Below are 13,013 nucleotides of genomic sequence, written 5' to 3'. Positions count from 1 at the left end.
CGGAATCCAGGTACTCGTTTGTACCGTTACCGCTACCGCCGAATGGCGGTTCGATATGCTCCATGACGTCCCTCTCTCGCACTGTGCTCAATTCACCTAACGCTATCGGCGTACAGGCTCTCTGGCAACGACCGCGGGCAGCGATTTCGCGAGACACACCTTAAGGTTCAACTTGAAGTTGAGAAATCAGCGGAATCTCGCCGAATTAGAGCGCGCCAAACTTCCTGCGCAACACGCCGGAGCGCACGGTTTCGAGGTATTCGACGAGCTCGAGCGAGCCGTCGACTGCGCTCGGGGATCCCTGCTTCTCGCCACGCGAGGACACAGCAAGCGCGAGCATCTCTGCCTCGCGCTCGGCTGCCACGCGCAGCGACCGCAGGTGGCGCGGCGTGAGGCCGGCCTGAGCGAGCTTCACGAGCGCCGTGAGCTGCGCAATGCAGTCGTATGGGAACACCTCAGTGGCGGGCAGCAGCCCGGCCACAATCGCCTCGCCAAGGAAGCGCTTGTTCGTGCCCGTGGCACGGCAAAGCTCGTCGCTCGAGAGCACCTGCTTCGATGAGAGGATCGTCGACGCGCTGCGCTGCGACGCACCGGGGATCACGGGATCGCGGCCGGCGTCGATATCCTCGAGCACCTCGGCGATCTTCTTTAGCGGCAGGTAGTGGTCGCGCTGCAGGGTGAGCACGAGCCGCACCCGTTCGACGTGCTCCTGCGAGAACTTCCGGTAGCCAGACTTCGTGCGCTCAGGCGCAACGAGGCCCTGGTCCTCGAGAAAACGCAGCTTCGACGGCGTGAGGTCCGAGAACTCGTCCTGCAACGTCGCGAGCACCTGACCGATGCTCAGCAGCCCTGCCGGAACGGCACGGAGCGAAGCGGCCCCCATTAAAACGAGCCTGGAAGATCAAAGCGTGAGGCGAAGAAGGTGAAGCGGAACTTGCCGACCTGCACCTCTACCCCGTCTTCGAGGACGACCTCACCCTCGATCCGCTCACCGTTGCAGTAGGTGCCGTTCAGCGACCCGCGGTCGAGCACAGAGAAGATCGTGCCCTTGCGCGTGAACTCGGCGTGCTTACGGCTCACCGTCACGTCGTCAAGGAAGATGTCTGCTGCGGGGTGTCGCCCGGCGACCGTGACGTCCTGGTCGAGCAGGAAGCGCGCGCCAAGGTCAGGTCCGCGGCGCACAACGAGCAGGGCTGCTCCCGAGGGGAGCGACTGCACCGCTTCGAGCTCATCGACATTGAGATCGGTGACCTGCGCGCGAATCATCGCGTTCAAGTCTTCACGGAACTGCTCCGTGGCGCGTACCTCGGTATCCTTGTTCCGCTTCTCGCTCACCACTGCCTCACCCGTTTCATACTCGTCGGGGCATTCACCCCGATACTTTCCCCCTACGCTATCGCAGTGAGGCACCTCAGCGCACCCCGATCACGCAACACGCGGGGCAAATTGTCGGGTGGTGGCTCACACCGTGCGAGACACCCCGCCCTGGCTACTCATGCGATTCGAGGAACTCGTACACCTCGTGCGAGTCAACCCCGGGAAAGGTCCCGGTTGGCAGCGCGGCGAGCAAGCTCGTCGGGGTCGCCGCCTCCGGCCATGCCGAAGCCTGCCACTTGTTGGTGAGCTCGCTCGACGCCCTGCGGCAGCATCGCTCGTCCGGACAGAACGACTTCGAGCGGTGCTGCGTCTCGCGCCCTCGGAACCACTTGACGTCTTCGAAGCGCACGCCGACGCTCACCGAGTACTGCCCCTCTTTCGCCTTCTCCAGCCGCGAGGTGCACCAGTAGGTGCCGCCCGCCGCCATGTCGGTGTACTGGTACCAGGGATTAAAGAGGTCTGGCTGCGCAAAGACGGTGCGTGCGGTCCAGTTGCGGCACACCATCGCGCCCTCGAGGTTGCCGAGCGCATCAGACGGGAAGCGCACGCCGTCGTTCTCGTACGCCTTAATGAGTGTTCCCGACTCGTGCGCCTTCATGAAGTGCACGTTGAGGTCGAGCCACTCGGTCGCAAGGTTCGTGAAGCGGTGCGCGGCCATCTCGTAGGAGACGGCGAAGGCGTCGCGCAGATCCTCCATGGAGATCTCGCGCCGCTTCTTCGCGTCCTTCAGCGACTCGACGGCGGCCGCCTCGGGCAGCAGCACCGCGCCGGCGAGATAGTTCACCTCGACACGCTGCTTGAGGAAGTCGCCGTAGTTTCGCGGCTCCTCGTGCCCGCACACGAGGCTGCCGAGGGCGCGGAGGATCGGTGCCCTCGCGTCCCGCGACGGCAGGTTCGCGCTGAGGTAGATGCGGCCGTTGCGGCGGTCGATGACGGATCGGGTCGAGTGCGGCAGGTCGGTGACGTAGTGCAGCGTGAAGCCGAGCTTCTCGGCGACTCGCGCGACCGTCTGCTGTAGCACGGGCCCGCCCGAGTAGCCCACGCTGTCGAGGAGCTGCGCGGCGGCCTTCTCGAGATCCGGGTAGTAGTTGTTGGCGACGCGCATGCCGGCTCGGAGTTCGGTGTTTGCTCGCCGCGCCTCTTCCGGGGTCGCGGCGCGCTCGGTGTGCAGCCGCTCAACTTCTTGATGCAGTCCGATGATGGCGCGCAGCGTTTCGTCGCCCACGGTCTTCGAGACGCGGATCGGCTGGAGCCCCAGCGAGCGGAACACCGAGCCGCGCTGCGCGCGCTCGACAGAGATCTCAAGCGCCGCGCGCTCGCTCGGCGCCTCGTCGATGAGCAGCTCATCGACGGTCGACTGCAGGGCACCAGCCAGCGCACGCAATAGCGGGAGCCGGGGCTCCCGCTTCCCGTTCTCCAGAGCAGACAGCTGCGAGGGCGCGCGGTCGACGGCCGCCGCGAGCTGCTCGAGCGTCATCCCCAGCTCGATACGCCGCTCGCGGATACGGCGGCCGAGGGTGAGGGCGTCACCCGCGTCAGTTTCCGCCTCGGCGGCGGCGAGATCTCCTGCTTCCATGGTCATGTCCCCATGGTGACAGACCCCAGATTTTTCGGCAAGCAGAAATATCGCAGTATTTCACGCTACAAAGTGTGCGGTTGGGGCGTTACCAGGGCCGAAGATAGAAGCACACCACAGATTCCGCCCCGGAAACAGGTTCACAGCTCTCAACGGCGAGAAACCTGATCCGGGGCACCAGCAGCACACCAAGCGGCTCCGCAGCACCAGCACAGCACCCAGCTTCACGGCTCCGGCTTCACCCACGAGAAAGACACGATCATGAACACCTCAACCGCGACTACCGAACGGCCACGCACCTTCTCCCCCGCTGCCCACGAGCCGCGCCTCGAGGTCAACGGCCGCCCGTTCCACCGTTCAGACGAGATCCTCACCCCGGAGGCACTCGCGTTCCTCACCGAGCTGCACGCACGGTTCGCAAGCCCCCGCCACGAGCGACTCGCTGACCGGCAGCGCAAGCGCTACGAGATCGGCAACGGCCGCGATCCGAAGTTCCGCGAGGACACCCGCCACATTCGCGAAGACGCGAGCTGGCAGGTCGCTCCCCCAGCTCCCGGGCTCGAGGATCGGCGCGTCGAGATCACCGGGCCGACCGACCCCAAGATGACCATCAACGCCATGAACTCAGGCGCACGCGTCTGGCTCGCCGACCAGGAAGACGCGACCAGCCCGACCTGGCAGAACGTCATCGGCGGCCAGCTGTCGCTGTTCGACGCGATCCGCGGCCAGCTCGAGTACACGAGCGAAGGCACCGACGGCCAGCCGGGCAAGCACTACAGCATCACTGCCGAGCGCACGCCGACGATCGTGATGCGGCCCCGCGGCTGGCACCTCGTCGAGAAGCACATCCGCTTCACCGACGCACAGGGTCAGTCGGGCGCAGCCTCGGGCAGCCTCGTGGACTTCGGGCTCTACGCCTTCCACAACGCTCAGCAGCTCGTCGACAACGGCGCCGGCCTATACTTCTACATCGCCAAGCTCGAGTCGAGCGAGGAGGCGAAGCTCTGGGACGACATCTTCAGCTACACCGAGGAGCGCCTCGGCCTCGCACACGGCACGATCCGCGCGACCGTGCTCATCGAGACGCTGCCGGCAGCGTTCGAGATGGAGGAGATCCTCTACGTCATGCGCGACCACATGGCTGGTCTGAACGCGGGGCGCTGGGACTACATCTTCTCGATCATCAAGAACTACCGCGGCCGCGGCGCACGCTTCGTGATGCCTGACCGCAGCGAGGTCACGATGACGGTACCGTTCATGCGGGCGTACACCGAGCTGCTCGTGAAGACCTGCCACAAGCGCGGCGCGCATGCCATCGGCGGCATGAGCGCGTTCATCCCGAACCGTCGCGACCCCGAGGTGACGCAGCTCGCCGAGGAGAAGGTACGCGCCGACAAGAACCGCGAGGCGAACGACGGCTTCGACGGCACCTGGGTCGCACACCCCGATCTCATCCCCGTCGCACAGGCCGAGTTCGACGCCGTGCTCGGTGACCGCCCGAACCAGGTGGATCGCCAGCGCGACGACGTCGAGGTGACCGCCGCCCAGCTGCTCGACGTGCACATCGGCCGCGACATCACCGAGGCGGGCGTCCGCGACAACGTCTCAATCGGCGTGCGCTACATCGAGTCGTGGCTCCGCGGCATCGGCGCGGCCGCGATCGACAACCTCATGGAAGACGCGGCGACAGCCGAGATCAGCCGCTCGCAGATCTGGCAGTGGATCCATCAGGATCAGCGCACCGCAGACGGCACGCAGATCACCCGCGCCTGGGTAACGGAGATCCTCGCTGAGACCGTGCGCGGCTTCGAGCGCTTCGAGGGCGACCGTTACGACGACGCCGCGGAACTCTTCGCAGACGTGGCCCTCGGCGACACCTTCCCGACGTTCCTCACCGTTCCCGCGTACAGCCGGTACCTCGTCGACGCGGCATAGCCCGGCATAGCCCGCTAATCCCGGCAAGCGCAACAGGCGAAGCAACACGCGCTCGCCGGCACTCCACACAGGGAGGGCTCCCCACACGGGGCCCTCCCTGTGGCGTTGGTGGGCGGCGCAGCGCCCGCGCGTTCACCCTTGGTTCGCCAGGCGTTCGCAGGCCGTTTGCGCGAGCCCGCTACCCTTTCGTGAGTTGCACGCGCGCCAGGAGGCCGCAAGCCCACAGCCCCACACGCGAGAAGGAACCCTGTGCCGCTCCCCGATTCAGAACGCACGCCCGCGCCGACGCTCACGCGAGCACCAGCCGCAGCCGCAGCCGCAGCACCAGCACCAGCACCAGCACCAGCACCAGCACCAGCGCCAGCCGAGCTATCGCCTCGGCCCATCGCGATGGTGTGGTCCCGGCCAGGCGCCGCGCACGAGGCCGTCGCGATCGACAGCGTCGAGCTGAGCCCCGGCGACGCGCTCGTCGCGATCGAGTACGCGACGGTGTGCGGATCCGACCTCCACACCGTCTCCGGGCGGCGTTCTGCGCCAGCGCCGCTCGTCCTCGGACACGAGCAGGTCGGGCGGGTCGTCGCGCTCGGCACCGGAGCCAGTCGTTCGGACGGGCAGCCACTCGCGCTCGGCGAGCGCGTGGTGTGGTCGCTGACGGTGAGCTGCGGCGACTGCGACCGCTGCCAGCGTGGTCTCACCCAGAAGTGCCGTACCCTCCGCAAGTTCGGCCACGAGCGGTTTGCGCCGGAGTGGCAACTCAGCGGCGGCTTCGCCAGCCACGTCCAGCTGCTTGCGGGCACCACCGTAGCGGTCATCCCCGAGGAGTTCCCCGTCGAGATCGCCGCGCCGCTATCCTGCGGCACGGCAACCGCCGTCGCCGCGGTCGACGCCGCCGCCCAGGTCACCGAGCTCGCCGGGGCGACCGTGCTCGTCACGGGCGCGGGCCTCGTCGGGCTCACCGCGATGGCGATTGCGCGCGACCGGGGCGCTCGCGTGATCGCTGCCGATCCCGACCCGCACCGCCGCGCGCTCGCGCTTCGCTTCGGCGCGGTCGCCGCTGCGGATCCGCTGCTCGACGCCAGCGAGCCTGGATCACTGAGCAGCGTCCTCGCCGAGCTCGGTGCCGCTGAGATCAACGCCGCAGACATCAACGCCGCCGCGCACCATGCGCCCGACGGTGTGCACGCGGTCATCGAGGCCTCGGGCTCCGCGTCCGCGGTCTCCCAGGCGCTCGGCATCCTCGCCATCGGCGGTGTTGCGGTGCTCGTCGGCAGCGTCGCGCCGGCCGGCACAGTTCCGCTCGACCCAGAGGCGATCGTGCGCGGCGTGCAGACCATTCGCGGCGTCCACAACTACACCCCCGCGCAGCTCGAGGCAGCGGTGAGATACCTCGCCGAACGGCACACTGCCTATCCGTTCAGGGAGCTCGTCGGGGCCGAGCGTGCGCTCGGGGAACTCGACGACGCGATAACGCTCGCGGCCGCTGGAGGCGCGGTGCGCGTCGGGATCCGGATCGGTCACGCGGGAGAGTCCCCCGGTCGCTACACCTGAGGCGGCTGATCCGACTCGTTCAGTGCGTCGAGCGCGTCAAGCTCCCGGTCGCGGGCAGCCGCGGCGCGCGCCTGCTCGCGATCCTGCTCTGCCGCACGTGCCGTCGCCCGCTCGACTGCGGGCCCGAGCTCGTCGACGAGAATCGTGTCTCCGTCGAGCTGACCGGTGCGGTACGCGGCACGCCCCACCATGTGGGCGGCAGTCGGCGCGGTGAGCGCCTGGAAGACGAACACCGGCACGAGCGAGAGCAGCACGCCGAATGATCGCTCGTCGATCGCGACCGCAGCGATCACGAGCAACAGCCCGAAGATCTGGGGCTTCGTGGCGGCGTGCAGCCGGCTCAGCGAGTCGGTGAAGCGCAGGAGCCCCACGCCCGCTGCGGCAGAGAGCAGCGCCGCGAGCACGAGGCAGACGAGGGCGGCAATATCGAGAATCTGATCAAACATGGCCTGCATCGCCCTTCTGCTCCGGGATCCCCTGCTCACTCCGCCGCTTCACGTAGCGCGCGACGACGATGGTCGCGAACGTTGCGGTCGCGGCAATCGCGATCATGATGGGAATCGAATCGGTGTGGCCGCGCGCGACCATGTCTGCGCCGAGGGCGAGGATCACGGTCGTCAGCAGCACGTCGGAGGCGACCATGCGGTCGAGGATCGTCGGCCCGCGCACGATCCGCACGAGCGCCGCAAGCGCCGTGAAGGTGAGGCCCGCCCCCACGATGATGAACATGAGCAGTTCGAAGGTCATCCGCGCACCGCCTGTACTTCCTCTTTCGACCCGAGCGTGAGGATCAACAGCCGTTCGATGGTGGCCACGTCGTGCCGCATCTTCGTGATCGCCTTCTGCGAGGGCGTGTTGAGCACGTGCAGGTAGAGCGTCGAGCCGAAGCGGTCAACCTCGGCGACGAGCGACCCCGGGATGAGCGAGATCGTGAGGCCCACGAGCGTGAGGATGAAGTCGGAGCTCGTGCGCAGCCGCACCGCGATGATCGCGGTCTTCGGCACCGGCCCAGGTCGCACCGCAAGCCACGCAACCTCGATTGAGGCGCTCGCGAGGTTCCAGAGGAAGTAGCTGAGGTAGCGCACGGCGTACCAGGGGTTGAACCGCCCCGCGAGGGCGACCGGCGGAAGGTAGAAGACGCGCATCATCACGATGGACACGACGAGTCCACTGACGAGAGACAGGAGTGATGCCTCTTGCCAGAGCATCATCCAGAGCACGACGAGCCCGACGAGCAGCGGCAGCTCGTGGAACCGGACGATGAGTTCGAGCCCGGTCGCGGTGCGGGGTGAGCGCTTAGCCATCAGCGTCCTCCTTCGGGGCTGCCGTCGATCCACTGCCGCCGTTCGGGTGCTCGCCGTCGAGCACGAGTGAGGCGAGCCGTTCGGGGTGGGCGAGGTCGTCGCCCGCGCGGTCGGCGTATGCAAACAGCGGGCCCGCTGCGAAGGTGAGGACGAGGCTCACGCCGATCATGCCGGCTGTCGCCGCGATCATGAGCTTCGGGATGCCGCGCTTCTCCTGCGCGGGGCCCGCGTCGGGCGCGTCGTGGAGCCGCTCGATCATGGCCTCCTCACGGGCGCGCAGCATGAGCGCCTCGGTCGACGGCGGCTTGACCGGTTTGACGGGCTCCGCGACGGGCGCAGCCGCGGGCTTCGGCCGCCAGAAGGCGAGCACCCACGCGCGGGCCAGCGCATACAGCGTGAGCAACGACACGAGCGCGCCGATACCGATGAGCCAGTACGCCCCGGGGGTCTGGAGCTGTGCACCCGCGGTGAACAGGCCGAGCTTGCCGAGGAAGCCAGAGAACGGCGGAATACCACCGAGGTTCAGCATCGGCACGAAGAACAGCACGGCAATCACGGGCGCGCTGCGCATGAGGCCACCGAGGCCCGACAGCGACGTCGTTCCGCCCTGGCGCTCCATGAGCCCGACCGCGAGGAACAGCGTCGTCTGCACAATAATGTGGTGCGCAATGTAGTAGATCGTCGCCGAAAATCCGGCGGCGTTCGCGATAGCGATGCCGAAGATCATGTAGCCGATGTGGCTGATGAGCGTGAACGAGAGCATGCGTTTCACGTCGAGTTGGGAGATGGCTCCGAGGATCCCGACGATGAGCGTGAGCGCGGCGATCACCATCAATAACGGGTCGACGCTCGACTCCGGGAAGAGCATCGTCTGCGTCCGGATAATCGCGTACACGCCGACCTTCGTGAGCAGCCCCGCGAACACGGCGGTGACGGGCGCGGGTGCGGTCGGGTACGAGTCGGGCAGCCAGAACGCGAGCGGGAACACCGCGGCTTTAATGCCGAAGGCGATGAGCAGCGCCAAGTTGAGCAGGAGTTGGAGGTCACTCGGCAGCTCGGCGATGCGCGTTGCGAGCTGCGCCATGTTCACGGTGCCTGTCGCGCCGTACACGAGCCCAATTGCCGCGAGGAAGAGGATCGACGACACGAGCGACACCACCACGTAGGTGACACCGGCGCGAATTCTCGCGGCGGTCCCGCCGAGCGTGATGAGCACGTAGCTCGACACCAGCAGGATCTCGAAGCCGACGTAGAGGTTGAAGAGGTCGCCCGCGATGAACGCGTTGAACACGCCCGCGCCGAGCACCAGATAGGTCGGGTAGTAGATGGAGACCGGGGTCTCTTTGTCGCCGTCGGCGAGGCCCTGGCCGATCGAGAAGATGAAGACCGCGAGCAGCACGACCGCGGAGACCGCGAGCATGAGCGCCGAGACGCGATCCACCACGAGCGAGATGCCGTACGGTGCCGCCCAGCCCCCCACCTGCATGATGAGCGGGCCCAGCCGGTCAACGACGAACATCAGCGTGATGCCGAGCGCGGAGCTCACCGTGAGGGCAACGAGCGTAATGCCGCGCTGCAACTCGCGGTGGCCCGGAACGGCGAGCGCGAGCGCCGCCGCAACGAGCGGAATCAGCACCACGAGCGGGACGAGGAATGTCACTTGCGTACCCCCTCTGTCTCGTCTTCCGGCACATCTTCTTCAAACTCTGGCGCGTCCTCGAGGTCCTCGTCGGTGACCTGCTCGGCCGTGAGGGTCTCGGCCGAGCCGATTGCGAGATCGTCCTCGTCGTCTTCCACGTGGTCATCGCTGACACGCGCGAGCCGCCACGAGCGGTAGATGAGCGCGAGGAGGAATGCGCTCACACCGAAGGTGATGACGATCGCCGTGAGGATGAATGCCTGCGGCAGCGGATCGCTGATGTCATCGTCACCGCCCGCAATCGGCGACGCCCCGAACTCCCCCGACATGAGGAAGATGAGGAGGTTCGTCGCGTTACCGACGAGCAGGAAGCCGAGCATGATGCGTGTAAGGCTGCGATCGAGCAGCAGATAGACGCCCGCCGTGTACATCACGACCATCACGGCGACAAGTACGAGTGGCATGGTCACTTGCTGGCCTCCTCTGCGAACTCAGCGTTGTCGGCCTCTTCGTGTTCGTCGATCTCTGAGCCGAGGCTTCGCAGCACGTCGAGCACCAGGCCGAAGACCACGAGGTACACGCCAATGTCGAACAGCGTCGAGGTGACAAGCGGGAGCGTGCCGAACGGGCCGAGGTCGACGTCGACCCAGCTCGAGGCGAGCGCGGGCTGGCCGAAGAACAGCGGCACAATCGCCATGGTGACCGCGAGTGCCAAGCCAATGCCCAGGATACGCCCGGCGTCGAGCGACACCGTCGCCCGGAGCTCGTGCCTGCCGCCCGCGAGGTAGCGGGCGACCAGCGCGAGGCCGGCGACCAGGCCGGCGGCGAAGCCGCCGCCAGGCGCGTTGTGCCCAGACAGGAGCAGGAACACGGAGAGGATGAGGAGCCCGTGGAAGACGAGCCGCACCACGACCTCGAGAATGATCGAGCGCCGCTCGGGCTTGAGGTACGAGCCGGCGAGCAGCCAGTTCATGCGGCTTGCCGGATCCTCGGGGTCCGCGACCCTGAGCAGGTGTGCGCGCGTAGCGTCACGCGCCGCTCGCCGAGAGAGGTGCGGGCTCTGGTCGACGCGCGTGTTCAGGAACACGAGGGAGGCCACGCCGGTCGCGGCCGCGAGCACGACGGAGAGCTCCCCCATCGTGTCCCACGCGCGAATGTCGACGAGCGTGACGTTGACCACGTTGTAGCCGTGCCCGCCTTCGACGGCGAGCTGCGGGAAGCCCAGCGAGATCGGGTCGGCGATTCGGGCCCCGAGTGAGACAACGGCGACTGCGCCGAGTACCAAGCCCACTCCGAGACCGAGCGCGAGCCGGAAGAATCGCGGGGCACGCTTCGGCCGCTCCGCCATGTGTGCCGGCAGCCTGCGAATCACGAGCACGAACGCGATAAGGGTGACGGTCTCGACGAGCAGCTGGGTGAGTGCGAGATCTGGAGCGCCGTGCAGGGCGAAGATTGTCGCCATCCCGTAGCCCGTCACACCGACGAGCAGGCCGCCCTGGAAGCGGGTGCGGGCGCGCATCGCGAAGAGAGCAGCGACGATCATGACGATTGCAATCGGGATGTCCACGGGGCTTGAGACGAGCGCGATCTCCTCGGGCCACTGCCGCACGGACAGCACGGTTCCACCGAGCGTCACCACGACGACCGTGAGGATCACCGCGAGGTAGAAGGGCAGGGAGCCGCGCTGCGTGAGCGAGGTGAACCGCACCGCGATCGTGTCGAGCGTGCGGGTCGCCAGCCAGTACACGTGCGAACCGGAGAAGCGCTCGGAGGGCGGCGGCAGCGTCGTCGCGAGCTTGCGTGCCGGGAAGAACAGCAGGGTGCCGAGTGCGAGGATCGCTGCGGAAAGCGCGAGCGGCAGCGTGAACCCGTGCCACAGGCTCAGGTACTCGGGAGACCCGAGCGTCGTTTCGGGCAAGGTGCCACGCACCAAAGGATCGAGCAGCTGCGATGCGAGGCCGAAGAGCACGGCGATCGCCGCGAAGAGCGCGGGGGCGATGACGATCGCCGGACTCACTCGCGTCTCGATTGGGGTGTCGGGCACGCCCGGCTTTGACGCAAAAGCGCCCCAGAGGAAGCGGATCATGTAGCTCACCGTCAGGATGCTGCCGACGACGGCAAAGGCGAGCGCGACGTAGGCCGCGGGCTGTGTCAGACCCACCTCGAGGAGCTCAGTGAACGCTGACTCCTTGGCGACGAAGCCGAAGAAGGGCGGAACACCGGCCATCGATGCTGCTGCGACGAGCGACACAACGAAGAGACCGCGGAAGCGGCGGCCGATGCCGCTGAGCCGCCGCAGGTCGCGCACGCCGGTAGAGTAGTCGACGATGCCAACCGCGAGGAACAGCGGAGCCTTAGCGACAGCGTGCGCAAAGAGCAGCACGAGGCCGGCGAACGTCGCGCGAGGGTCGCCGACGCCAATCACCATGACGAGCAGGCCGAGCTGACTCACGGTGCCCTGCGCGACGATGAGCTTAATGTCGAACTGCCTGAGCGCTCTGAACCCGCCCACCAGCATGGTGATGCCGCCAAGGATCACGAGCGTCCAGCGGTAGCCGGGCACATCGGAGAACGGTTCGCTCATGCGTGCGATGAGGTACACGCCGGCCTTCACCATCGCGGCGGCGTGCAGGTAGGCGCTCACTGGGGTCGGGGCGGCCATCGCACCCGGAAGCCAGAAGTGGAGCGGGAAAATCGCGGACTTGGAGAGCGCGCCGAGCAGCACCAGGTAGACGGCCACGGTGACGATCGTTCCCTCGGGAGGGTTCGCGATAATCTCCGAGAGCAGCGGCGTGCCGCCTGCGTGCACGAGCAGCACGAAGCCGACGAGCATCGAGAGGCCGCCAAGCGTCGTGATCATGAGCGCCTGCAGCGCTGCGGAGTTCGCGGTGCGCAGACGGGAGACGTGGCCGATGAGCAGGAACGAGAAGACCGTGGTCGCTTCCCAGAAGACAAATAGGAGGTAGACGTTGTCTGCGATGACAAGGCCCAGCATGCTCGTCGCGAACCCCATGAAGACGGCGGCGAAGCGGGGAATGCCGAGCTCGTTGTCGTCGAAGTAGAACGCGCAGTAGAGCAGCACGAGTGCTCCGGCACCCGTGACGAGCAGCGCGAACAGCGCGGAGAGCGGGTCGAGCAGCAGGGTGATTCCGACGTCGAGGGCGGGGATCCACTCGAGGTGTTCGACGAGGTTCGCTCCCCCAAACACCGGGACCGCGAGGGTGACGAACACGCCAAACGCGGCGGCCATGAGGGCAGCCAGCAGGAGGAACGCACGACGCCCGAGGCGCTTGACAATGGGATGAGTAACGAGAGACACGAGCGCGAGAAGGAGGATAACACCCATCATCGCGCCCATTGGCTGCCCACTTTCGCTGCTTCGCTAACTTTGTCCAACGTCCAGTTTATCGGAAACCGGGAGCTTCCAAGACCGAAGCTAACAATCCCCTGACAGTGTTCTTTCTCTGGCGCTGCTTTCTACTCCCGACAAGGGTGCGGTGTCTCGCCCAGAAATGCGAAAAGCCCCCGGAGCAATGCTCCGGGGGCTTCCCCAATAATTGTTCGGCGGTGTCCTACTCTCCCACGAGGTCCCCCTCGCAGTACCATCGGCGCTGTCAGCCTTAGCTTCCGGGTT

Annotated in this window: 11 protein-coding genes and 1 rRNA gene; 2 read left to right on the top strand and 10 right to left on the bottom strand. The window is 66.9% G+C overall.

The features are described from left to right. Positions 1-205: 205 nt before the first annotated feature. From ftsR to ACI1US_RS07015, 3 genes are all read right to left on the bottom strand, one after another. The gene (gene ftsR / locus ACI1US_RS07025) at positions 206-883 is read right to left on the bottom strand and encodes a transcriptional regulator FtsR (RefSeq protein ID WP_461639311.1); all 678 of its coding nucleotides are present in this window, start codon (positions 881-883) and stop codon (positions 206-208) included. Then, positions 883-1,335, bottom strand: coding sequence for an FHA domain-containing protein (locus ACI1US_RS07020; RefSeq protein WP_461639309.1), 453 nt, complete (start codon positions 1,333-1,335; stop codon positions 883-885). Before ACI1US_RS07020 ends, ftsR begins: the two co-directional genes overlap by 1 nt. A gap of 154 nt (positions 1,336-1,489) precedes the next feature. Continuing rightward, complete coding sequence (locus tag ACI1US_RS07015; protein WP_461639307.1) at positions 1,490-2,959, bottom strand: helix-turn-helix domain-containing protein; 1,470 nt, start codon at positions 2,957-2,959, stop codon at positions 1,490-1,492. Between the two features lie 255 nt (positions 2,960-3,214). On the opposite strand from ACI1US_RS07015, the gene aceB reads away from it, so the two are divergent. Both aceB and ACI1US_RS07005 read left to right on the top strand, forming a co-directional pair. Next, positions 3,215-4,888, top strand: coding sequence for a malate synthase A (aceB, locus tag ACI1US_RS07010; RefSeq protein WP_416549458.1), 1,674 nt, complete (start codon positions 3,215-3,217; stop codon positions 4,886-4,888). A 249-nt stretch (positions 4,889-5,137) separates the two neighbouring features. Next, on the top strand, positions 5,138-6,436 hold the full coding sequence (locus ACI1US_RS07005; RefSeq protein ID WP_461639305.1) for a zinc-binding dehydrogenase: 1,299 nt from the start codon (positions 5,138-5,140) through the stop codon (positions 6,434-6,436). Here ACI1US_RS07005 and mnhG read toward each other — a convergent pair. The 7 genes from mnhG to rrf form a co-directional block, all read right to left on the bottom strand. Next, positions 6,427-6,882, bottom strand: coding sequence for a monovalent cation/H(+) antiporter subunit G (mnhG, locus tag ACI1US_RS07000; protein ID WP_461639303.1), 456 nt, complete (start codon positions 6,880-6,882; stop codon positions 6,427-6,429). The genes ACI1US_RS07005 and mnhG overlap by 10 nt on opposite strands. After that, positions 6,875-7,183, bottom strand: coding sequence for a monovalent cation/H+ antiporter complex subunit F (locus ACI1US_RS06995; protein WP_461639301.1), 309 nt, complete (start codon positions 7,181-7,183; stop codon positions 6,875-6,877). Before ACI1US_RS06995 ends, mnhG begins: the two co-directional genes overlap by 8 nt. Continuing rightward, a complete protein-coding gene (locus tag ACI1US_RS06990) occupies positions 7,180-7,740 on the bottom strand; it encodes a Na+/H+ antiporter subunit E (protein ID WP_461639299.1) in 561 nt (186 codons plus the stop codon). Before ACI1US_RS06990 ends, ACI1US_RS06995 begins: the two co-directional genes overlap by 4 nt. Next, a complete protein-coding gene (locus ACI1US_RS06985) occupies positions 7,733-9,400 on the bottom strand; it encodes a Na+/H+ antiporter subunit D (protein WP_461639297.1) in 1,668 nt (555 codons plus the stop codon). The genes ACI1US_RS06990 and ACI1US_RS06985 overlap by 8 nt, the downstream gene beginning before the upstream one ends. Next, on the bottom strand, positions 9,397-9,843 hold the full coding sequence (locus ACI1US_RS06980; protein ID WP_461639413.1) for a Na(+)/H(+) antiporter subunit C: 447 nt from the start codon (positions 9,841-9,843) through the stop codon (positions 9,397-9,399). The genes ACI1US_RS06985 and ACI1US_RS06980 overlap by 4 nt, the downstream gene beginning before the upstream one ends. Before the next feature lie 2 nt (positions 9,844-9,845). Continuing rightward, complete coding sequence (locus ACI1US_RS06975; RefSeq protein WP_461639411.1) at positions 9,846-12,725, bottom strand: Na+/H+ antiporter subunit A; 2,880 nt, start codon at positions 12,723-12,725, stop codon at positions 9,846-9,848. A 213-nt stretch (positions 12,726-12,938) separates the two neighbouring features. Continuing rightward, a 5S ribosomal RNA gene (gene rrf / locus ACI1US_RS06970) occupies positions 12,939-13,013 on the bottom strand; the annotation flags it as partial.

Source organism: Leucobacter sp. BZR 635, from assembly GCF_048061935.2.
Lineage (GTDB): Bacteria > Actinomycetota > Actinomycetes > Actinomycetales > Microbacteriaceae > Leucobacter.
This window is presented reverse-complemented; position numbering and strand designations above follow the sequence as displayed.

What these genes read in the sequence shown, in the direction of transcription:
- ftsR (WP_461639311.1), bottom strand. Translation starts at nt 883, where the DNA reads ATGGGGGCCGCTTCGCTCCGTGCCGTTCCGGCAGGGCTGCTGAGCATC.
- ACI1US_RS07015 (WP_461639307.1), bottom strand. Translation starts at nt 2,959, where the DNA reads ATGACCATGGAAGCAGGAGATCTCGCCGCCGCCGAGGCGGAAACTGAC.
- aceB (WP_416549458.1), top strand. Translation starts at nt 3,215, where the DNA reads ATGAACACCTCAACCGCGACTACCGAACGGCCACGCACCTTCTCCCCC.
- mnhG (WP_461639303.1), bottom strand. Translation starts at nt 6,882, where the DNA reads ATGTTTGATCAGATTCTCGATATTGCCGCCCTCGTCTGCCTCGTGCTC.
- ACI1US_RS06995 (WP_461639301.1), bottom strand. Translation starts at nt 7,183, where the DNA reads ATGACCTTCGAACTGCTCATGTTCATCATCGTGGGGGCGGGCCTCACC.
- ACI1US_RS06990 (WP_461639299.1), bottom strand. Translation starts at nt 7,740, where the DNA reads ATGGCTAAGCGCTCACCCCGCACCGCGACCGGGCTCGAACTCATCGTC.
- ACI1US_RS06980 (WP_461639413.1), bottom strand. Translation starts at nt 9,843, where the DNA reads ATGCCACTCGTACTTGTCGCCGTGATGGTCGTGATGTACACGGCGGGC.
- ACI1US_RS06975 (WP_461639411.1), bottom strand. Translation starts at nt 12,725, where the DNA reads ATGGGTGTTATCCTCCTTCTCGCGCTCGTGTCTCTCGTTACTCATCCC.